We start from the raw sequence: 20,688 nt of genomic DNA on the forward strand, positions 1-20,688 counted from the left end.
GGGACAGCTGACTAGACCGTGCGCTGCACGGAATAGACTTTTCGGCGCAACCAGAAGCGTCTGCCGCCGCCGAGGTATAGCCGGCTGCGTTCCAGCTCCCACTTCCCGTACTCGGAGTGCTCTGCGAGCCGACGCCGGGCTTCGGGCAGTGAATCGTCAGGTCCTACCGTCAGTACGAGGTACTCGTACTGACGTGCATAGTCACGTTGGCGCTCTTCGGAGCTGCCTCGAAATTGTTCCTTCATCCCTCTCCATTTTCGTCCTTTTCGGGCTAACGTGAAGTCATGAGCATCGATCCGCGTGTCGCGCTTCAGTCATTGACTGCTGCCCTGGAAGAGCACTTGGCCGCCGCTTCAGCCCGCCGGGGGGAGGGTGACCCCAACGTCGAGGCGGCGTTCTTCGCCGTCGCAGATGCCTTCGAGGTTTACGAAGACGCCCTGTACGAGGCATATTCCGAGGTTACTCCGCTCCAGGTGTTTGATGACGAGGAAGAGGACGATGATGAGGTCCTGGACGAAGACCTCGAAAGCCTGGAGGACTAGGAGCCTTCTATAACGGCAACAACCGGCCACCTGCGGTGGCCGGTTTTTTGTGTCGTTTCGCGCCCTGTTTGTCCTGCTTGCAGCCCGGAATGTAGCGGTTTTCGCTGGTTTCGTGACGCTTGGAGCACGTAGTCCTGCATCAGCCAGGTAGGTACTCGCACGTAGGAGCCATGGGTAAAGCTGCGCAAACTTGAGTACAGACTACTGGTGCGCCTCCTGACCGCCGCCGCTTCACTGGGTTGTAGGCAATGGCAGGTCTGCGAAGAAGGCTGACATGGTAAAGGTTCCAGTCTTGCGTTCGGGCAAGGTGGGGGCACCACAGGGTGCGCATCCCTTTTCCTTGGGCGCGGCGTTCACAGCCAAACCTGCCGTCGCCGATGTCAATCCGCCGGTGTCTCCCTGGATTGACAAGTCCGTTGCTGCACAACGGACTGAAAAGGCGGGACTGGCGGCATTGAGGGCAGATGTCACCCTGGATCTCAAGCCGCCAGTCACCCACCGCCACTCCCGCAGCACCTCCGCCCTGGCCCGCCGGTATGGCTGGACACGGTTGCTCACCAACAGTCTTCGATTGGCAGACAGCGCCCTGGTAGCGGCAGCAGTCACGTCAGGTTTCCTTCTGAACACTGACGGCCTTGCCGTTGCGGCGGGCGGCGCGGGACACGAGCGCCAGCTTATGCTCGGCTTCATACTTGGCATTGCCTGGCTGGGAGCACTGGAGGTCTACCGGACACGGGATCCGAAAGTACTCGGCGTGGGGCCCGAAGAATACAAGCGGGTCCTGTCCGCAAGCCTGCGCGTTTTCGGCTTTCTGGGGCTCGTGGCAGTCGTATTCCGGCTGGAGTCCGCAAGCTCCTTCGTCCTGGTGTCCCTGCCCGTGGGCTTGGTGTCCCTGACAGGCAGCCGGTGGATGTTCCGCCGCTGGCTAACGTTCGAAAAGTCGCGCGGCCGCTGCCTCTCCCGTGCCATTGTGGTGGGGGAGCCACAGGACGTCAGATACGTCATCAAGCAAATCAACCGGAAGTCCGGTGCCGCGTACAACATCCTGGGGGCGTGCCTTCCAGGGGCCCGGCGTGGCGCCGTCCTGGTGGTGGATAACGTGCGGGTCCCCGTCTTGTCGTCGATTTACGGCATTGCCCATACTGTGCGTCAGACGGGCGCCAACGCGGTGATCGTTGCCGGTCCGGTCCCTGGCGGCAACCAGTTCATCCAGGAGTTGGGCTGGCGCCTGGAAGAAGATGCCGCCGAACTCGTCCTGGCAGCAACGCTGACCAACGTGGCTGGCCCACGTATCCACTGGCGCCCCGTTGAGGGCCTGCCCCTGATGCACGTGGATATTCCGCACTACTCCGGTGGCAAACACACGCTCAAGCGCCTCATGGACATTGTGGTTTCGGCTACTGCTTTGCTTTGCCTGGCGCCCCTGCTGGCTGTTTTGGCGCTGATAGTCAGGCTGGACAGCCCGGGTCCAGTGCTTTTCCGGCAGGAACGGATCGGTAGGCGAGGCACCACCTTCCAGATGCTGAAGTTCCGTTCCATGGTGGTCGATGCCGAAGCGCGGCTGGAAGAACTCAGCGGAAAGGACCAGGGAGCAGGCGTCCTCTTCAAGATGCGTGATGATCCCCGGGTCACCAAGTGCGGCCGTTGGATGCGCAAGTACTCCTTGGACGAGCTACCCCAGTTCTGGAATGTGCTGGCCGGGAACATGAGCTTGGTGGGCCCCCGTCCGCCGCTCCTTCGCGAAGTCAGTGGCTACGAACGGCATACCCATCGCCGGCTGCTAATCAAACCCGGAATTACCGGCTTGTGGCAGATCAATGGACGATCGGACCTTCCCTGGGATGAAGCCGTCCGGCTGGACCTGTATTACGTCGAAAACTGGTCGATAGCAGGCGACCTGATGATCATGTGGCGCACCTTCAGGGCCATGATCCAGCCCTCCGGCGCCTATTGAACGACCTGCTGGAACTTACTGACCGACACGAGACACGCCGAGCAACACAACAAGCATTACCTGAGAAAGAACCGAGCTATCCAACACAGAATCCGAGTGGAAAATGAGCATAGGAACTATTCCATCAGGCCACCTTAACGGCCACGGGATGACCCCGAAATTGCGGATCGCCGTGGTCGGAGCGGGATATTGGGGCCCGAACCTCGCCAGGAACCTTAAAGCCAGCCCGGACTGGGAACTTGTGGCAATTTGCGATCTTGACGTGGAGCGCGGACTTCGGCTGGCCGAAACAGTAGGCGGCGTCGCCGTCGTCGAGTCCTTGGACGAACTCCTGGACACCTACAACCTGGACGCCGTCGCCGTGGCGACCCCGGCGCACACGCATCACGGAGTAGTGATGACTGCATTGCGGGCCGGCATGCACGTGCTCGTCGAGAAGCCACTCGCGGATAGCCGTGCCAAGGGCCTGGAAATGGTGGAGGAAGCCAAAGCCCGCGGCCTCGTCCTCATGGCAGACCATACCTATTGCTTCACTCCCGCGGTTTTGAAGATCCAGGAACTCGTATCAAGTGGGGCATTGGGCGACATCCTGTACGTCGACTCCGTGCGCATCAACCTCGGACTTGTCCAACCGGACGTCAATGTGTTCTGGGATCTTGCACCCCACGATCTCTCGATCCTGGACTTCGTCCTGCCGGGAGGCCTGCACCCCACCGAGATCTCTGCCCACGGCGCGGATCCGCTGGGTACGGGCCGCGACTGTGTAGGCCACCTGACCTTCGGCCTGCCAAACGACGCCATGGTGCATATCCACGTGAACTGGCTCAGTCCCACCAAAATCCGCCAGATGATCATTGGCGGCTCAAAGAGGACGTTGGTCTGGGACGACCTGAACCCGCAACAGCGGCTCAGCGTCTACGATCGCGGCGTCAGCCTGGAACAACAGCCGCGGTCCGCGGCGGACAAAAAGAACTCTGCCATCTCGTATCGACTGGGCGACACGTGGTCACCGGCGTTGCAGGAACGCGAACCATTGGGCCAGGTCGTCGCCGAGCTGGCCGGCTCCATCAGGAACCACACCATACCGCGCACCAGCGGCGAATCCGGGCTCAGGGTCCTCTCTGTATTGGAAGCCGTCACCCAAAGCCTTGGAACAGACGGCCAGTCAACCATCGTTGCCGGCAACGAGGTCGCCCTCCAGGTCGCACAGTGAACAAGCTGCTCGGCGCCAACGTCCTGGTCACCGGAGGCGCCGGAACCATCGGATCCACCTTGGTAGACCAACTGCTCGACGCCGGTGCGGCGCACGTGGACGTCCTGGACAACCTCGTCAGGGGGCGCCGGGCAAACCTCAACGATGCCTTGGCCACCGGACTCGTGCAGTTGGTGGAAGGTGACCTGAGGGACCGGGACCTGGTCCACGACCTCACCAGGGGCAAAGACCTGGTTTTCCATCAGGCTGCGATCCGTATCACCCAATGCGCCGAGGAGCCACGTTTGGCGCTTGAAGTCCTGGTGGATGGAACCTTCAACGTGTTCGAAGCCGCCGTTGGGCACAAGGTGGACAAGGTCATCGCGGCCTCGAGTGCCTCCGTCTACGGAATGGCAGAGGAATTCCCCACCACCGAGAGACACCACCACCACAACAACGACACCTTTTATGGGGCCGCGAAATCCTTCAACGAAGGAATGGCGAGGAGCTTCCGAGCCATGTCCGGCCTGGATTACGTCCTCCTGAGGTACTTCAATGTGTACGGACCCCGCATGGACGTGCACGGACTCTATACAGAGGTACTTGTCCGTTGGATGGAGCGGATAGTCGACGGCCTTCCGCCCCTGATCTTCGGCAACGGCCACCAGACAATGGACTTCATCCACACCGCCGACGTCGCAAGGGCCAACATCCTCGCAGCCGCCAGCCACGTCCGGGAGGGCGTCTACAACGTAGCCAGCGGCACGGAAACCAGCTTGGCAGAACTCGCACAAACACTGCTGCGGGTCATGCAGTCCCCACTGCACCTTGACCACGGACCCGAACGGGCAGTCAACGGAGTTGCCCGCCGGCTCGCAGACGTCACCGCCGCCAAGCGGGACCTCGGTTTTGAAGCCGCCATAGAACTTGAAGACGGACTCCGCTCACTCGTCACCTGGTGGCGTCCCCTCCGCGAAGAAATCGCAGCCTCCCGGCAGCTTGCCCATCCCGAAGCACCCTCAGTGGGTGCACGATGACAACCTCCGAAACCTCCCTGGCACGAATCGACGTCATGAAACCGTGGCTAGGGGAAGAAGAAGCCCAAGCAGTCGCCGAGGTCATCGCTTCCGGCTGGGTGGCCCAAGGCCCCAAAGTCAAGCAGTTCGAGGAAGCCTTCGCCCTGGAGCAACAAGCCGCTTTCGCAGTCGCGGTCTCCAGCTGCACCTCAGCCCTGCACCTGGCACTCGCCGTCGCCGGTATCGGCCCGGGAGACGACGTCGTAGTTCCCTCCTTCTCCTTCATCGCCACCGCAAACGCCCCCAGCTATGTAGGCGCCCGGGCGGTCTTCGCCGACGTCGACGTCCTAACGGGTTGTGTCACCGCCGAAACGATCGCCGCCGCCCTGACGCCGGCCACACGGGCCGTCATAGTAGTGGACCAAGGCGGAGTACCCGTGGATCTCGATCCCATCCGGGCCCTGTGCGACCCCCTCGGGATCACCGTGGTGGAAGACGCAGCCTGCGGCATCGGTTCACGCTACCGCGGCCGGCCGGTAGGAGCCGGCGCCGAACTGGTCGCATGGTCCTTCCACCCCCGCAAAATCCTCACCACCGGCGAAGGCGGGATGCTCTCCACGCCAAGGCGGGACTTCGCAGACCGGTCCCGCCGCCTCCGCGAACACGCAATGAGCGTCTCAGCGGCGGACCGTCATGCCAGCGTCCTGGCCCCCGCCGAGGAGTACCTCGAAGTCGGCTTCAACTACCGCATGACCGACCTCCAGGCCGCCGTCGGGATCGTCCAACTCGGCCGCCTGCACCAGGCAGTACAACGCAGGCGCGAACTGACCGCCAACTACGCACAGGCCTTCGCAGGTATCGAAGGCCTCCGCCTAGTAGACGACCCAGGCTACGGAACCGGAAACTTCCAGTCCTGCTGGCTGGAAGTAGGCACGGCGTTCCCCCTGGGAAGAGACGCCCTGATGAGCCGCCTGGCAGAGGACGGAATATCGGCACGACGCGGCATCATGGCCGCACACCGGCAACCTGCCTACGCCCGGGAAGCCAAGGCCGCGGTTTCACTGGCTGCCACTGAATGGCTGACGGACCACACGCTCATCCTGCCTCTCTACCACCAGCTCGCCCTGGCTGACCAGGTCCGGGTCATCGACTCAGTACTTCGCGCGGCAGGACAGGGACAATGACCGAGCTCCTCCTCATCGCCGCCAGCGGACTCGCCCGCGAAGTCCTGGCCATGGTCCGCAACACCGGACAATACGACGTCATCGGAATCCTGGACGACGACGAAGACAAACTCGGACGCGTGGTGGACGGCGCCCACGTGCTGGGCCCCATCCGCGATGCCCTGACCTTCCCACACGCCATGCTGCTTGTCTGTATTGGATCCGGCCGGGGACGCGAAAGCGTCGTCATGCGCTTACGCACCCTGGGCCTCGCAGAGGACCGCTATGCGACAGCGATCGACTCATCAGTACATCCACCAGAAGGATGCAGAATCGGCCTGGGCAGCATCCTCCTGGCCAACGTCACCATGACAGCCTCCGTCACAGTCGGAAGCCACGTAGTAGCCATGCCCGGCGTCACGCTCACACACGACGACGTCGTCAGCGACTTCGCCACCCTGGCCGCAGGCGTATCCCTCGGCGGGAACGTCCACATCGGCCGCGCAGCTTACATCGGCATGAACGCCAGCGTCCGCGAGCGCCGCACCGTCGGCGCCGGCGCAACCATCGGCATGGGAGCGGCAGTACTAACCGATGTTCCCGACGAAGAAACATGGGCCGGCGTGCCCGCACGCGTCATCCGCCGCGGCTATTCACCCGAACTGGAGGACGCCCTGTGACCCTCCGCAGCCGTGCTGCAAACCCGCGAACGCCCACTCCAACACGGGCGTTCGTCATCAGCGTCCTGAACGCAGTCGTGACACGCCTGGGAACAATCGCAATCGGCATAGCACTCGCGCGGTTACTGGGGCCCGAACAATTCGGAACATACGCAGTGGCCTTTGTGGCGCTGATGGCTGTACTGAGCTTCAACGAACTTGGGGTCAGCCTGGCGATCGTTCGATGGCCAGGGGATCCCAAGGAAATCGCCGCGACCGTGACTACGATCTCAACGGCATGCAGCATTGTTCTCTTCGCAGGCTCCTATGTGATGGCGCCATACTTCACAGCAGCCATGGGAAACGAAGCCGCCACCGACGTCGTCAGGGCGCTCGCCTTCTGCATCGTCCTCAATGGGCTCGTGGCTACGCCTGCGGCCGTTCTGCAGCGGAACTTCCGCCAGGGCCAACGCATGATCATTGACCAGGTCAACGTTTGGCTTGGGGCAGGCGTCTCCCTGGTTCTCGTCATCATGGGCATGGGTGCCATGAGTCTTGCCGTAGGACGTGTGCTGGCCAGCCTTGTTTCCGCTGTCCTTTTCCTGATCTACTCTCCGTTGCCCTATCGCTTTGGGTTCTCCAGGAAGCTGGCGAAACAGCTGCTGGGGTTCGGTTTGCCCTTGGCGGGTGCGAGCATGGTGGTCTTTGGTGTGGGTTACGTTGACCAACTGGTTGCTGGAAAGATGCTCGGTCCGGTGGTGTTGGGGTTTTATGTGATGGCCACGAATATGGCAGGTTGGCCAGCCAGCTTGTTGTCGCAGCCTCTGCGCAGCGTGGCACCTGCGACATTTGCCAGGCTGCAGGATGCTCCCGCGGAGATGCGTGCCGCCATGCTGTCAATTGTTGCCGTGGTTGCATCAGCCATGCTGCCGGTTTCGGCCGTCCTGACTGCCTGCGCTGTTCCGGTCGTGACGCTGTTGTATGGGGAGGCGTGGGCGCCGGCTGCCGTGGCCCTGGCCTGGCTGGCACCGGTTGCCGTCTTCAGGGTTTTCCACGAACTCGTTTATGACTACCTGGTGGTGATAAAGCAGTCGGTTCCCATTCTGAGGGTCCAGCTCTTGTCCCTCCTGGCCTTGATTCCGGCTCTTGTTTTGGGCGCACAACTGGGCGGCCTCCAAGGCTTGGCGGCAGTTCCGCTATTCATTGCAGTGGCGGTAACTTCGCCGCTCTATTTAGGCGCACTCTCCCGGGCAGGCGTTCCCTTAAGGAGCCTTGCGGTCAGCGTCAGCGCGTCCACCGGTATCTCGGTAGCTGCCGGAGTGGCCTGTTTCGTGCTGTCCTCTTCGATTCCTTCGCCCTTCGTGGCAGTGGGTGCGAGCCTGCTGGTTGGTCTGCTGGCCATTACGGTCTCGGTGTTCCTCCGACTGGGAGACATTCAGCAGTTGCGTCGAATGGGTTGGGAAAAAGAGGTTGTCCGGTGAAGATTCTTATCTATCCGCATGACCTTCGAATTGGTGGCAGCCAGGTCAACGCCATTGAGCTGGGAGCCGCTGTCCGGGACCTGGGCCATAGCGTGGTTATTTTTGGGCAGCCCGGAACCCTTACCCGCAAGGTGCGGGAGCTTGATCTGGAGTTCATTCAGGCACCGGCTCCCCGGAAGCGGCCGTCCCCATCAGTGTGCGCGGCGTTGGGCAAGCTCGCCCGGGGACGCATGCTTGACGTACTCCATGGTTATGAATGGCCACCGGCCCTTGAGTGCTTGATTGCTTCAAGATTGGTACCCGGCTGCAGCAGCATGGCGACTGTCATGTCGATGGCAGTCGCTCCGTTTATCCCCAGGACGATGCCCCTTCTTGTAGGAACTGAACAGATTCTTAAGGCCGAGTCGGATTTTGGTCGCGAGCGCGTGGGGCTTCTGGAGCCCCCCGTAGATGTCGTCGCGAACAGTCTGACGGCCGTTGCAGGGCAGGACAAGTTCCGGGAACGGTTTGGACTGATCGACCAGGGCCCACGTAGTTGTTTGCGTTTCACGGCTTGCCCGGGAGTTGAAGCTTGAGGGCATCTTGTCCGCTATGGACGCCGTCGCTGAATTGGCACGGCTGAGAGACGTCCGACTGGTGATCGTTGGCGACGGTCCGGGCATGAGCGACGCGATGGCCAAGGCTTCCGTTATCAATGATGGGCTGGGACGACGCGTGGTCCTGCTAACGGGGGAACTTGAGGACCCCAGGCCAGCGTACGCGGCTGCCGATGTTGTCCTGGGAATGGGCGGCTCGGCCTTGCGGGGTCTTTCCTTTGGGAAGCCGCTGGTGGTTCAAGGGGAGCGGGGCTTCTGGGAATTGTTGACCCCCCGAAACCCTTGACCGTTTCCTCTGGCAGGGATGGTACGGCGTAGGCCGCGGTACGGAGGCGGGGCGCGAAAACTTGATGTCCGTCCTTGGATTCCTGCTGGACAACGAGCAGGAACGAGCCCGGCTGGGCTCCTTTGGACGCGAAATTGTTCAGGAGAGGTTTTCGCTCACCAACGCAGCCCGGGTACAGGTGCAGTTCTACCGGCGTTCAATGGAACAAAGCACAGGAACTTTCTCTTCCTTGAGGGCCGAGGCGGCAGCTGGTGCCCAATATGCCGCCTACGTGGGGCGTCGGCGCTTTCAGCGCTATTTCGGACACAACGCAACTGATGACTTCAATGCCAAACCGGTAGCCTCGATGCCTTCGTTGGCCGTGCGCGGACGGGACATCTGATGGAAACGATCGTCTACATGTCCGGGACCCGCTGGGACAGCCTTTCGGGTACGGACAAGATGCTGGCCACCTCGTTGGCCAGGACACACCACATCCTGTGGGTTGATCACCCGGTTCCGCTGACCAGCTACCAGGATGTCCGACGCCACCTCATCCGGAGCCTTCGTGGTGTTGGCGAAGATGTGGGCACGAATATCAGCCGCCTCCGGATTCCGGCGTTGCCCGGCGTGAGCAAACCAATGGTGCGTCGCTCTACGGATGTTCTTGTTCGCCGATGTGTGAATGCAGCCCTGGATCGGGCTGCCGGGTGTGTTGCCGGCATCGTCAATTCATCACCGATCATGTTGTTTCCGTCCCGCCGGCCGGAAGGGACACGGCTCCTGCACGTGACCGATGACTGGTTGGCGGGGACGAACCTCATGGGCTTCACTTCGTCCCATTTGATCCGCGTGCTGGAAGAGAACATACGATGTGCCGACGCTCTTAGCGCCGTCTCTGAGGAACTGGCAGCCAAGATCTCCAGATTTTCCGGCCGGCCGGTCGAAGTCTTGCCCAATGGCTGCACTCCCGCGAGCACTCCACCAGGTGCGAGCCGCAGTCCCGTCGTGGCCCTGGTTGGTCAGCTCAACAACCGGTTGGATCTGGACGCCCTGGAAGCCGTGGCTGCAACGGAAGTCGCGCTGCTCATCATTGGGCCCCGGGCGGAGGGCGATCCAGTTGTCCGCTCCAGGTTGGATGCCCTGTTGTCCAGGCCAAACGTGGATTGGAGGGGACTGGTGGGCCAGGACGACGTTGCCCGGTTGCTGCAAACCGCGTCAGTCGGTATCACTCCTTATGCAGACACAGAGTTCAACCGATCAAGCTTTCCTTTGAAGACCCTTGAATACCTTGCTGCAGGGCTTCGGGTAGTAGCCACGGACCTGCCGTCCACCCGATGGATCGACTCGCCCGCCATTGCGGCAGCCAGGACACCGACCGAATTCTCGCAACTCGTTCTCAAGGCCCTGCGTGAGCCGATGACACAGGAACTCCGCAAAGATATGGACGCAACCGCCAGATCACATAGCTGGGACTCACGGGCCGCTAAAATCCGGGGACTCCTGGCCACGGGAAAGCAGGTCCGGAATGGCCATGCGGGGCAGCCACTACAACTGTCAGGTCCTGCCACGCAAGGGCTGCAGCATGACGGGCAGCCAACGGTAGACCACGCGCTCCTGACCAGGTTCAACCTTCCGTCGAAGGGCTTCGAGAGCCTTGTCAGGGCCAAAGACGGGTGGCTTCACAACCGCGTTGAACTCTTCGAGAGATATTGTCTTCCCTCGGTTCGTGCCCAAACACGCAAAGGTTTTCATTGGATTGTCTACTTCGATCCCGAGTCTCCTGAGTGGTTGTTGGAGAGGATTCAGGACCTGAGTGCCGACGGTCTGTTCACGCCGATTTTCCGGGCGGAAGTTTCTGCCGACGAGCTCCTCTCGGACATCCAGGAAGTCACGGGGCGGCGGACCCAAAATCTGCTGACCACCAACGTGGATAACGACGACGGTCTGGCAGCTGACTTTGTGGCCCAGGTACAGGACGTCCAGTGCTCGCAGCTGCCTTCGGCTATTTATCTCTCCGCCGGCCTGGTCAAAGGCGGTGCCTCGGTCTACTTGAGGCACGATGACCGGAACGCGTTTTGCTCGGTGCGGTCCACGTGGAGTGCTCCGGTGACATGCTGGTCGGCCTGGCATAACCAGCTGGGCGAAATCATGGCCACCGAGGAGGTCGGTGGGCCGCCGGCTTGGCTGCAGGTTGTGCACGGGGCAAATGTCAGTAACAGAATCCGCGGACGACTTGTGGCGGCTGATCCATTCGCAGACAGGTTCCCCGGGTTGCTCGACGACGTGGCGGCCGTCCAAACGCTGGCGTTGGTGCGCGACGCCTTGGTTGAGGGGCCAGTGCGCCTGCTCCGCGATGGCTTTCGCAGCGCCATCAAAACGGCAACGATCAGGCTCCTCGGCAGAAGTGGAATCGACAGGGTGAAAGTTTTTCTGGGACAGAACAGGCGGGAGATCGGATCATGAAAATTCGAACGATTCTAAGGAGCCTCGGACGAAGGTGGTACTTCCTCGTCCTCGGCCTGATCATGACGCTTGTGTTGTGCTTTCAGGTCCAACAGAACACTCCCGAGAAATTCAAAGCGCAAGCAAGCCTCGTGTTGATGCCATCCGCACACAGTGTTGGCGCAGACGGTAATCCGTACCTGAACCTGGGCGGGATGGGTGAGGCGCTGGACATCCTCACGCGCCGGCTCTCGGCTGAGGACATCCGCCACAAGATCGCGGAGGACTTTTCAAACGCAACATATACGGCTGAAACGGATCGAGGCACCAGCGGAGCCATCCTCCTCGTCACAGCCACGGCACCGAACCCGGAAGAATCCTTGGGCACCATGCGGGCCGTCATGGACCAAGCCCCGCTGTTGCTGGAAAACATGCAGGGCGCTTTGAACGTTCCGGAGGAGTCGCGGATCTCAACCATGACCCTTCTGGTCGACACCCGGGCCACACCGGAATCAAAGGCAAGGACCCAGATCCTCCTCGTGGCAGCAGCCGGGGGAGTAGGGCTGACCTTGGTGCTTACCGTCCTGTTGGACAGCCTGCTGAAATCACGCAAGGCCCGTCGCCACAGGGAAAAGGATTCCCGGATCCCGGAGGAGACCAAGCATAGTGTGCCGGCTACAGCGCCAGCACTCGAACCAGCGCACGACGACGTCCCGGTCACCTTGCCAGTCTCACACAGGCCCTCGTAGCCATGACGCCCAAGACACTGCTCCAGGTCCTGCGAAGGAGGTGGTACGCCGCCGTCGCTGTTCTACTGATTGGCTTCGCAGGGCTGGGGGCGATCCGGTCCCTGGATCCTGTCTATTGGACGCAGGCAGAGGTCTCGTTCGTTGCACCCACGGGCGAACCTGCCTACTGGGTTCCAGGAGGCGATGTGGCGGCGCTCGTGCCTTTTGCCGCTTTGGTGGAGAAACGCGTCAACGACGACTCCGGTTCAGTGAATTTGGTCCTGTCCCGGGGGACCCTCTACGGAGCAGGTGTGAAGCAAGGATATTCCGTAACGTTGCCCAATACCGGAGGCCAGTGGACCAAGAGCTTTTCCAGGCCGGTGCTGGCGGTTCAGGTGGTGGACTCGAGCGCGGAGCGGGTGAACGAAGTACTGTCCGTGGTCATTAAGAGGATCCAGGAGGAATCCACGTCGCTGCAGAAGGAAACCGACGTTCACGGCGCAGTGATAACCACGGTGACCACGCCGTCAAGTCCGGAGATCATCTTCGGCGGAGGTACGCCCACGGACCGCCTCAAGGGTGCCAGCGCCTGGCTCGCCCTCGCTTGCGCGGCCGCCATGGCCGCGGCCGCCACTGTTGAACGCCAGATTGCCCGGCGCCATGGGGTACGTCGAGGGGCAGGTCAGTAGATATGCGGAACACACCAGATAGTTGGGACCCGCGTGAAGTAAGCGTGGCCCGGATGGGGACGCAGCGCGAGCGCTCGGATGTCGCCACATTCGTCACCATATATCTGGTGGTCACGTGCGCCGTTCCTTCCAACCTGACGATATCGGCCTTGGGAACCGTAGGACGGTTGACTACCTTGTGGGCCCTTTTGGCACTCGTATGGTGGGTGCTCTACCAGGTGCACAGGACCAGGCCGGAGGCTGTGGGGCGCCGCCCCGTCCGTCTCGCCCTGGCCCTCTTTTTAGCTATTGCGGTAGCCAGTTACGCGGTGGCGATGCTCCACGGCCTGCCCGAAAAGGAATCCAGTCCTGCAGATGGTGGACTCATTCGTTTGCTTGCCTGGGCCGGGATTCTCCTCCTGATCCACGATGGCCTCAAGGATCGACGTGGACTGGTTACCATCATGCGAAGTGTCGTCATGATGGGAACATTCACCGCAGTCCTTGGACTTCTCCAGTTTGCTACCGGAGCGTCCCTCATCGACTGGATCACCATCCCGGGTATGTCATCGAGTCCGGACTTCTCCAACATTGACGTCAGGGGCGGATTTGTCCGGGCCGCCGCCATGGCGTCCCACCCGCTTGAGTACGGAGTTGTACTTTCGACCTCATTTCCCATCGCTTTGACCTTGGCACTGACACAGACCACCAGGAACTGGCTGCTGCGGTGGCTACCGGTCATCGCTATCGCCGTTGCTTCCGTGTTGTCCGTCTCCCGTTCCGCATTGATCGCGGTCGCCATCGCCTTCGTTATCCTCATCCCTGCATGGTCCAAGTCCATGCGGCGTCGGGCCTATCTGGCATCAATATGCCTCGTGGGGGCCATCTATGTCGTCACTCCTGGACTGCTTGGCACGCTTCGAGGACTGTTCACGGTCGGGGGCGACGACACAAGCATTACGTCCAGGACCAATGGGTACTCCACGGCCTTGGGCATGTTGGAAAACAATCCCCTTATTGGGCGGGCGTTCGGAACGTTCCTGCCCGAGTACATCATCGTCGACAACCAGTATTTGGGACTGCTTGTGGAACTGGGAGTTCTTGGACTGGCCATGTTCCTGGCCCTCATCGTCAGTGGGCTAACGTGCGCTTGGCGCGCGCGGCACCTGGCAGTGGACAACGACATGCGTCAACTGAGCCAGGCAGTCCTTGCGTCACTGGCAGCCGTAGCTGTCACTTTTGCTTTCTTCGACGGGCTCTCTTTTCCCATGGCTGCCGCGATGTTGTTCCTCATGCTTGGACTCGCAGGAGCCTTGTGGCGCATCGTGCAGGACGAACGGGGTGGCCTGCTTGCGGGAAGGCTGCATGCGCTGCCCGCCGGAAAGACTGCTGTATTTGGATTACTGCGCCTGCATCGAGACGGAGTTGATGATGGTTCGAACAGATGAGGTCTTCCACGGAGATGCGCCGAGAATCCTCCTCGTTAAGACCAGGGGACGCTCGACCGTGGAGCGGGCTGAACGGCAGCGTCTGGAGTCCTCCGGCGCAGAGCCGCGCAGTCTCCTGTTTGAAAAAACCCTGAACTGCGACGTCCTCGATGAAAACACCATTCAACACACAGCGGGCCTCCGGGCACACATCTACAAGCGCCTACCGGCCTTTGCCGCCCAAGCCTTCGAAGCCGCACGGCTCAGCAGCTCCTACGATGTCATTATTACGTGGTCTGAACGACATTCAGTTGCCATTGCGGCACTGTTCGCCATCCTCCGGATCAGGACTCCGCATTTAGCCATGATGTTCTGGCTTTCAAAACCCGCAGTTCGATGGCCTCTCAGGCTTTTCCGGACCGGTATAGACAGAATCGTGACATGGAGCTCCATCCAGCAGACCGTGGCGGTTGAAAAGATCGGGTTTAAGCCCGATGACGTAGTCCTCGTTCGCCATCCCGTGGACTTGGAATTCTTCAAACCAGTCGATTCCGAGCGTGGGATCATCTTCTCGGCGGGCTCCACCCAACGGGACTTTCCAACCTTCGCAGACGCAGTCCGGGGATTGGACGTGCCCGTTCATATAGCCGCATCCCTGGTGGTTGCCCTTGACGGATACAAAATCATCACCCGGGACGTTCGTGATGAACCGGGCTGGCCGGAGAACTGCCAGGTCCGGCCACTCACGTCCGTTGAACTGCGGGACGCGTATGCCGCCGCCAAGGTGGTGGTTGTTCCGCTGTTACCCACCGACATTGACGCAGGCGTGAACGTCATCCTGGAGGGCATGGCCATGGGAAGACCTGTCATTGTCTCTGAAACCCAAGGCCAGGTGGACGTTATCCGTGACGGCGACACCGGAGTATTCGTGCCAGCAAAAGATTCCCAGGCCCTCAGGAGCCGCATAGAGTCTTTCCTGGCCGACCCGGACGCTGCGGAGGAAATGGGGCGTCGTGGTCGCGCCTACGTGGAGCAAAATCACCGTTTGGAAGACTTCATAGATCATGTCAGAAGCAATGTGCTCGAGTTGTCGGCACGGCCAAGCAGAAGAAGCTTTTGGTCCCGGAGGAGCGGCGTACCGCTAGGGTCCGCCCAGCACTAGCTGGCTATAGCTTTGTCAACGCCCCGGATGCAAGACAATCCCACCCGCCTGGACCCCGCCCACAGGGGTTCTACTGCCTGCTGCTCTCATCGCGTTCCCAGGAGGCGCCAGCTCTCCCCGTAAAGAATGCTCCACACCGGCCAATAACAGCGAAAGCTGCATATACGAGTGCATCGAAGGCACTGACCGGCCCGCGTACTGAAACGGCCAGCTCCTGCAAAGTCCGCGCCGTCGAGGAGGCTGCGCCGGATGACATCGACAGAGGGCCCCGTGAGGGTGTTTGTTGGTGGTTACCGCGGTAGGTACGCCGAAGAATCGCAAGCAATGCCCTCGATGAGCGGGGCGTCCTCACGACAACCGGGTCTGTCGCCAGAACCGCCTTTTCGCCGGGCTGGAACAAGCAGTCCACGTAGTAGTCGTCGCCGGTCAGAGCTGGAAATTCTCCGAGCCGTTCATGTCCTTTCGCGTTCATTGCGTAGACTCCGGCCCCCCCACAGTCCCTGCGCGTTTCCAGGAATCCGGTTCCGGGCCCTGTAATAAGCCCTGACCAATGCGGAGGCTCCGCTCGTGTCGTAGCGGAAGGCCGGCCGGGCAGCCAGAAGGGGGCCGGCCTCAAGGGCCTTGAAAACGGCGTGCAGGGCCTCGGAGTTGAGCTCCACATCGGCATCCAGGTACAGGCGCGGCCACAGTTCCGTAGCACCGTCCGCGGCGTTCAGTGCTGCTGTCTTGGACGCTTCGTTAACGTGCAGGACTTTAATGCCCCGATATTGCGAGGCAATGGATTCCGTCTCATCGGTGCAGCCATTGCACGCCACGATGACGTCTACAGTTCCGGCATTTATGACTTCCTTCAAAGAATCCAGTGTCCGGCCAATCACTTTTCCCTCATTGTGCGCCGGGATGATGACGGCGCCGGTTGGAAGGCCCTTCGAAAAATCAGGGAATCGGGTGGCATGAGGCAACGTCTGCCATAGCCGTTTCCTCAAAAGGGCCCGCGCTGCTTCCCGGTGGCCAGGTTTGTTTATTCGTGCCATCTCAGCGGCGCAAACAGCGGCCCGGAAGAGCGCAGCCCTGCTCCGCCCGAGATGTTTGGCTGCATAGCGAACACGATTCACGGACAGAAGCGCCGTCAGCTGGGGCGACGTACCCGAACCGCCGCCTTCATGAAACATCCTTGCTGTCGGCTCGAACCAGATTGATTTCCCTGCTTCACGGATTCGGTGGCAATAATCTGTCTCTTCCGAGTACAGGAAGAATTGCTCGTCCCATTCACCAACGGCCTGGGCTGCGTCATCGCTTATCAGCAGAGCCGCGCCTGTGGCCCATTCGATGCGGTGAGCGTATTGGTAGCCCTCCACGTCGAAGTCCATTTCCGAGAGCCAGGCCGGCCGACGGCGCAGATGGCTGCCCAGTGCGGCATCGCCCAGGGCCCGCATCACGCTCGGCTCCCGGCGCAACGAGGGGTAAACACTGCCATCGCTTTCCAGCAGGACCGGCACAACCGCCCCAGCGTGGGACTGCCTCATTCTTTTGCGCAATGCTGCTACTGCGCCCGGCTCCACCCGTAGATCCGGATTCAAGATGAGGTAGGCGTCGGCGGGGCCCGCCACGCGCATCGCCGCGTTGATGCCACCGGCGTAGCCGAGATTTCCGCCCGTCCGCAAAGAGATGACATCCGAATGCTTCGCCAGCTCTGTCATGGTGCGGTCATCAGGAGAATTGTCGGCCACCACTACTTTCATGGTTTGCTCGCCCGTCATGGCCCTCAGGCTCGAAACCAGGGGCCCGACGTCGTCGGCGTTGTTATAGGTAACAACTATTGCGGCCACCTCCGCCCTCGCTTCAGCCGGGAGGAAGGGCTGCGGGGCCTGGTTGCTGATCGGGGCAGGGGAGGTTATCGGATCCTCCGGCTTACGGCCCACGGGCAGTGCGGTGGGAGGGACGTCCACAGCGCTGACCTGACGCAATTTCAGGTAGGCCTCGGGTCCATCTATCAGGTACCGGCGGGCAAGCCTGCGCGGCTCCAGCATGAGTCGCCAAGCCCACTCAAACCCGTGGGAACTGATCCAGGATGGGGCGCGCCGGATTCGACCAGCCAGGAAATCGACGACAGCACCGAACGCCAGCAGAATCTTGGCTCCCGTGAGGCGGCCATACTTGCTGACCCACAATTCCTGGCGAGGCTTGCCCATGCCCACCACCAGGATGTCCGGAGCCGTGTCCGCTATCTGCGCGGCGAGTTCCAACGAAGCCTGCTCATCGCTGATCACGGACCTGTCCGGGGCCCACCAGCCTGCGATCGCCAAATCCGGACGCTCCGCTGCGAACCTGCTGCGGATAAGCCCCTGGGCCTGCTCCGTGCCACCGAGGAATCCCACGCTCAGGCCGCGGCGTTCGGCTTCGTCCAGCAAGGGCTCCACAAGATCGCTTCCTGCCAGCCGGGGCCACGGCTGATCCGTGAGACGACGGGCTTCGGCAACCAGCGGGGCTCCATCCAACAGCGTCAACCACTCCACGGAGGCGTGCTCAGCCATGGCGCCCATCCACCTGCTTCCGGCCCCAAAGTGCAGGATATGGTCCAGGTTCGCAGAACAAACGCCAAGAGGTGACGCGCCAACAGACGTTGCCCGGTCCATAATTTCCCGCAGGGCGCCATCAAACTCCAAGAGCTTGACGGGAACTCCGCCCAGGCTCACCCACAGGCCCTGCCCGGCTGGGGAAACGGTTGGTGGTCGGGTACCGTGCCCTCTGGCTTCCCCCGGCCGGAGTCGCATGGAACTGTGGCGGGTGGCGACCCGGGAGGGCGCAGTCTCTTGGTGCAGCATTCTCGGCTCCAGGCTCGATGATCCAACTCACGGCACAAAAACGTGCCGGCGATCCAAGTCGCTGCACTTCCCGGATCGCCGATGCCGGACGGCGGGTGCCGCCCGAACTTACTTCCTTGAGTTGTCTCCCGGCCCTACTGTTTCGAGGCTGCCGTAGGGCTACTTTAGGACGATTTGCCTGCGTGCGCCAGAGCGCGCATCTTGCGTTGTGCGGCATCAGGGTATTGCCTGCCGGCCTCTGTCGGGAGAGGATGCGTTGTGTCGACACCAAGGGACCAACCCTGACCACGTAGAGGACGGACATGGGCAGCGAGATCACAGACTGTTTGGGGGGCCAGGCAACGCATTTTGTTCTCACACGCTTCAATGTCCGCAGCTTTTATCACAAGGCAGAGCCCACGGACGCATGGCTTCGCGAGCGCCTTCAACTGTTTGAAATGTACTGCATCCCGTGCTTCCGAAATCAAACGGAAACCCGGTTTACCTGGCTGGTTTTCCTTGACTCCCTGTCGCCATTATGGTTGCGGCTGGAGATTGACAAATTGTCCCAAGGCGTCTTTCGGGCTGTTTACGTTGAGGGTGCCTTCTCGCAGGAATTCCTGAGCCGGACAATTGGCCAACTTAGTGCCACGCCCTACGTCATTACCACACGGGTAGACAACGACGACGCAGTAGCAAACGACTTTATTGAGACAATTCAAAGTTGTTTCAGGGAACAGGACAAAACGTTCGTAAATCTGGTGAATGGTGCGCAGTATGCCGGGCGGAAAGTTTACGTCCGCCCGTACACGATGAATCCATTTTCGAGCTTGATAGAGCGGGTTGCGAACCACGCTCCGGCCACGGTGTTCGTTGAACACCATTACCGGATCGATGCCTATGCCCCCGTCCTGAATGCGCGGACTGCACACCCGATGTGGTTGCAGGTGATCCACGGCGGCAACGTCCTCAACGAGGTTGTGGGCCTGCGGACGAGTGCCCGACGCATTGCCCCGCACTTTTCTGTTTCCCTCGATGTGGATGATCGCTTCGTCAGCCGCAGCGTGGACAGGATCCTGGGCGCTTGGAGAATTCTCCTGCGGCTGCTCCGAAAGCCATCGCGGCTTAGGGACCTGGCCAAGACCCTCGTAGCGCGGAAAGCGGGAGGCTTCGTCTCAAAGTAGCGTTCCGGACCGCAGATATGCTTCCAACCGGGAATGCGACATGGACGGACTGAAGCCCGTTCCCTTTATTTTCGAAAGGTCCAGGACGCTGCTGCCTGGACGCGGCGCCATCCCGGGTTTTGCGTATTCGGACGTGCTGATGGTGCTAATTTTCCCAGGATCCACACCACAGAGGCGATAGACCTCCTGCGCAATTTCCGCCCAGGACTGCGGCTCGCCGTCGCTGGTGAGGTTGTACGTTCCGTAAGGTGCCTGTTGCGTGATCAGGTGCCTGATGCCTGCGGCAATATCAGAAGCAAACGTCAGCCGCCCCCATTGGTCACCCACCACTGCGGGTGCTACGCCTTTTGCGGCCAGCCCAGCCATGGTGCGGACGAAGTTGCGGCCCTCGCCCACTACCCAACTGCTCCGCACAATGTAGTGCCGCGGCACCGCAGCAACGGCAGCGTCTCCGGCCGCTTTACTTTGCCCGTAGACACCCAGGGGAGTGGGCGCCTCGTCCTCCCGATGCACAGCGGCGGTACCGTCGAACACATAGTCGCTGGATACATGGACAAGCGTCAGTGAATGTTCGACGGCGGTCCTGGCCAGGCGGGACACTGCGGCTGCGTTGATGCTCCAGGCAGCAGTGCGGCCTTCCGCTGTCTCCGCGGCGTCGACTCCCGTAAAGGCGGCGGCGTTGATGATGGTGGAGTACTTACGCCAATCGGTGGCGAGATAGGAGTTCTCTGCCGAGATGTCGAACTGGGCCCGCCCCGCAAAGTCCACCGTTGGGTCGCCGTCGAACTCTTCTCTGAGCGCCTTCCCCAATTGGCCGTCCGCACCGAGTACCAACGTCCGCCTGGATTGCATGGGAGCTACGTCGCCCAATCGTGGATGGGTCCGGTCCTGGTCAGACACCACGGCCTCCTCCAGCGGGATGGGCCATGGTAAACCGACGTCTTCGTCGGCAAGGTTGAGGAACGTGTAGTCGGCCTGCGCTGCGGCACTCCAATGATCGTTGACCAGGTAGGTGTAGGCGGTATTGTCTTCGAGGGTCTGGAAGGCGTTGCCCACGCCCCGGGGAACAAAGATGGCTTCCATGGGGGACATCTCTGCGTGGAATACCGTGCCGAAAGTCGGGCCCTGACGCAGGTCCACCCACGCACCAAAGATCCGCCCTGAGGCGAGCGAGATGAACTTGTCCCACGGTTCGGCGTGGATACCCCGGGTAGTCCCGCGTTTGGCATTGAAGGAGATGTTGTTCTGCACCGGCCCAAAGTCGGGGAGGCCCAAAGCCATCATCTTGCTACGGTGCCAGTTCTCCTTGAACCATCCCCGGTGGTCCCCGTGGACCGGCAGCCCGAAAAGCACCAGCCCGGGGATCGGTGTACTACGGGATGTCAATTCAGCGGGTCCCATG

20 protein-coding genes are annotated in these 20,688 nt (G+C 61.3%); 16 read left to right on the plus strand and 4 right to left on the minus strand.

Translation table 11 applies throughout. From position 1 onward, the window contains the following. Window positions 1-11 precede the first annotated feature (11 nt). On the minus strand, window positions 12-245 hold the full coding sequence (locus LDP01_RS03875; RefSeq protein ID WP_216925728.1) for a DUF5703 family protein: 234 nt from the start codon (window positions 243-245) through the stop codon (window positions 12-14). 39 nt (window positions 246-284) lie between these two features. On the opposite strand from LDP01_RS03875, the gene LDP01_RS03880 reads away from it, so the two are divergent. From LDP01_RS03880 to LDP01_RS03950, 15 genes are all read left to right on the plus strand, one after another. Beyond that, window positions 285-542, plus strand: coding sequence for a hypothetical protein (locus LDP01_RS03880; protein ID WP_223932823.1), 258 nt, complete (start codon window positions 285-287; stop codon window positions 540-542). Between the two features lie 274 nt (window positions 543-816). Next, a complete protein-coding gene (locus LDP01_RS03885; protein WP_224090328.1) occupies window positions 817-2,496 on the plus strand; it encodes a sugar transferase in 1,680 nt (559 codons plus the stop codon). A gap of 103 nt (window positions 2,497-2,599) precedes the next feature. Further along, complete coding sequence (locus tag LDP01_RS03890) at window positions 2,600-3,709, plus strand: Gfo/Idh/MocA family protein (protein WP_224090338.1); 1,110 nt, start codon at window positions 2,600-2,602, stop codon at window positions 3,707-3,709. After that, entirely contained in the window at window positions 3,706-4,725 is a 1,020-nt protein-coding gene (locus tag LDP01_RS03895; RefSeq protein WP_224090340.1) for an NAD-dependent epimerase/dehydratase family protein, read from the plus strand. The genes LDP01_RS03890 and LDP01_RS03895 overlap by 4 nt, the downstream gene beginning before the upstream one ends. Beyond that, a complete protein-coding gene (locus LDP01_RS03900; RefSeq protein ID WP_224090342.1) occupies window positions 4,722-5,888 on the plus strand; it encodes a DegT/DnrJ/EryC1/StrS family aminotransferase in 1,167 nt (388 codons plus the stop codon). The genes LDP01_RS03895 and LDP01_RS03900 overlap by 4 nt, the downstream gene beginning before the upstream one ends. Further along, window positions 5,885-6,547, plus strand: coding sequence for an acetyltransferase (locus tag LDP01_RS03905; RefSeq protein WP_224090344.1), 663 nt, complete (start codon window positions 5,885-5,887; stop codon window positions 6,545-6,547). Before LDP01_RS03900 ends, LDP01_RS03905 begins: the two co-directional genes overlap by 4 nt. Further along, window positions 6,544-8,007 (plus strand): oligosaccharide flippase family protein, encoded by a 1,464-nt coding sequence (locus LDP01_RS03910; protein WP_224090353.1) that lies wholly within the window; start codon window positions 6,544-6,546, stop codon window positions 8,005-8,007. Before LDP01_RS03905 ends, LDP01_RS03910 begins: the two co-directional genes overlap by 4 nt. Further along, on the plus strand, window positions 8,004-8,582 hold the full coding sequence (locus tag LDP01_RS03915) for a glycosyltransferase (protein ID WP_224090355.1): 579 nt from the start codon (window positions 8,004-8,006) through the stop codon (window positions 8,580-8,582). Before LDP01_RS03910 ends, LDP01_RS03915 begins: the two co-directional genes overlap by 4 nt. A gap of 7 nt (window positions 8,583-8,589) precedes the next feature. Next, window positions 8,590-8,889 (plus strand): glycosyltransferase, encoded by a 300-nt coding sequence (locus LDP01_RS03920; RefSeq protein ID WP_263433752.1) that lies wholly within the window; start codon window positions 8,590-8,592, stop codon window positions 8,887-8,889. Between the two features lie 64 nt (window positions 8,890-8,953). Further along, window positions 8,954-9,271: a glycosyltransferase gene (locus LDP01_RS03925; protein WP_224090359.1), complete on the plus strand. Its 318-nt coding sequence runs from the start codon at window positions 8,954-8,956 to the stop codon at window positions 9,269-9,271. Further along, on the plus strand, window positions 9,271-11,334 hold the full coding sequence (locus LDP01_RS03930; RefSeq protein WP_224090360.1) for a glycosyltransferase: 2,064 nt from the start codon (window positions 9,271-9,273) through the stop codon (window positions 11,332-11,334). Before LDP01_RS03925 ends, LDP01_RS03930 begins: the two co-directional genes overlap by 1 nt. A gap of 137 nt (window positions 11,335-11,471) precedes the next feature. After that, window positions 11,472-12,062, plus strand: coding sequence for a hypothetical protein (locus tag LDP01_RS03935; protein WP_224090361.1), 591 nt, complete (start codon window positions 11,472-11,474; stop codon window positions 12,060-12,062). Window positions 12,063-12,064: 2 nt separating this feature from the next. Then, complete coding sequence (locus tag LDP01_RS03940) at window positions 12,065-12,730, plus strand: YveK family protein (protein ID WP_224090362.1); 666 nt, start codon at window positions 12,065-12,067, stop codon at window positions 12,728-12,730. A gap of 2 nt (window positions 12,731-12,732) precedes the next feature. Then, on the plus strand, window positions 12,733-14,157 hold the full coding sequence (locus LDP01_RS03945; protein WP_224090364.1) for an O-antigen ligase family protein: 1,425 nt from the start codon (window positions 12,733-12,735) through the stop codon (window positions 14,155-14,157). Continuing rightward, on the plus strand, window positions 14,138-15,298 hold the full coding sequence (locus LDP01_RS03950) for a glycosyltransferase family 4 protein (protein WP_224090366.1): 1,161 nt from the start codon (window positions 14,138-14,140) through the stop codon (window positions 15,296-15,298). The genes LDP01_RS03945 and LDP01_RS03950 overlap by 20 nt, the downstream gene beginning before the upstream one ends. A gap of 70 nt (window positions 15,299-15,368) precedes the next feature. Here LDP01_RS03950 and LDP01_RS03955 read toward each other — a convergent pair whose 3' ends face one another. Continuing rightward, entirely contained in the window at window positions 15,369-15,770 is a 402-nt protein-coding gene (locus LDP01_RS03955; RefSeq protein ID WP_224090368.1) for a hypothetical protein, read from the minus strand. Further along, the gene (locus LDP01_RS03960; protein WP_224090370.1) at window positions 15,751-18,123 is read right to left on the minus strand and encodes a WecB/TagA/CpsF family glycosyltransferase; all 2,373 of its coding nucleotides are present in this window, start codon (window positions 18,121-18,123) and stop codon (window positions 15,751-15,753) included. Before LDP01_RS03960 ends, LDP01_RS03955 begins: the two co-directional genes overlap by 20 nt. A gap of 302 nt (window positions 18,124-18,425) precedes the next feature. On the opposite strand from LDP01_RS03960, the gene LDP01_RS03965 reads away from it, so the two are divergent. After that, entirely contained in the window at window positions 18,426-19,286 is an 861-nt protein-coding gene (locus tag LDP01_RS03965; protein WP_224090373.1) for a glycosyltransferase, read from the plus strand. On the opposite strand, the gene LDP01_RS03970 is transcribed toward LDP01_RS03965, so the two are convergent. Continuing rightward, the gene (locus tag LDP01_RS03970; protein ID WP_224090375.1) at window positions 19,278-20,687 is read right to left on the minus strand and encodes a sugar nucleotide-binding protein; all 1,410 of its coding nucleotides are present in this window, start codon (window positions 20,685-20,687) and stop codon (window positions 19,278-19,280) included. The two genes, LDP01_RS03965 and LDP01_RS03970, sit on opposite strands and share 9 nt — an antisense overlap. Between the last annotated feature and the right edge of the window lies 1 nt (window position 20,688).

The sequence above is a fragment of the Arthrobacter sp. StoSoilB13 genome (assembly GCF_019977255.1).
GTDB lineage: Bacteria > Actinomycetota > Actinomycetes > Actinomycetales > Micrococcaceae > Arthrobacter.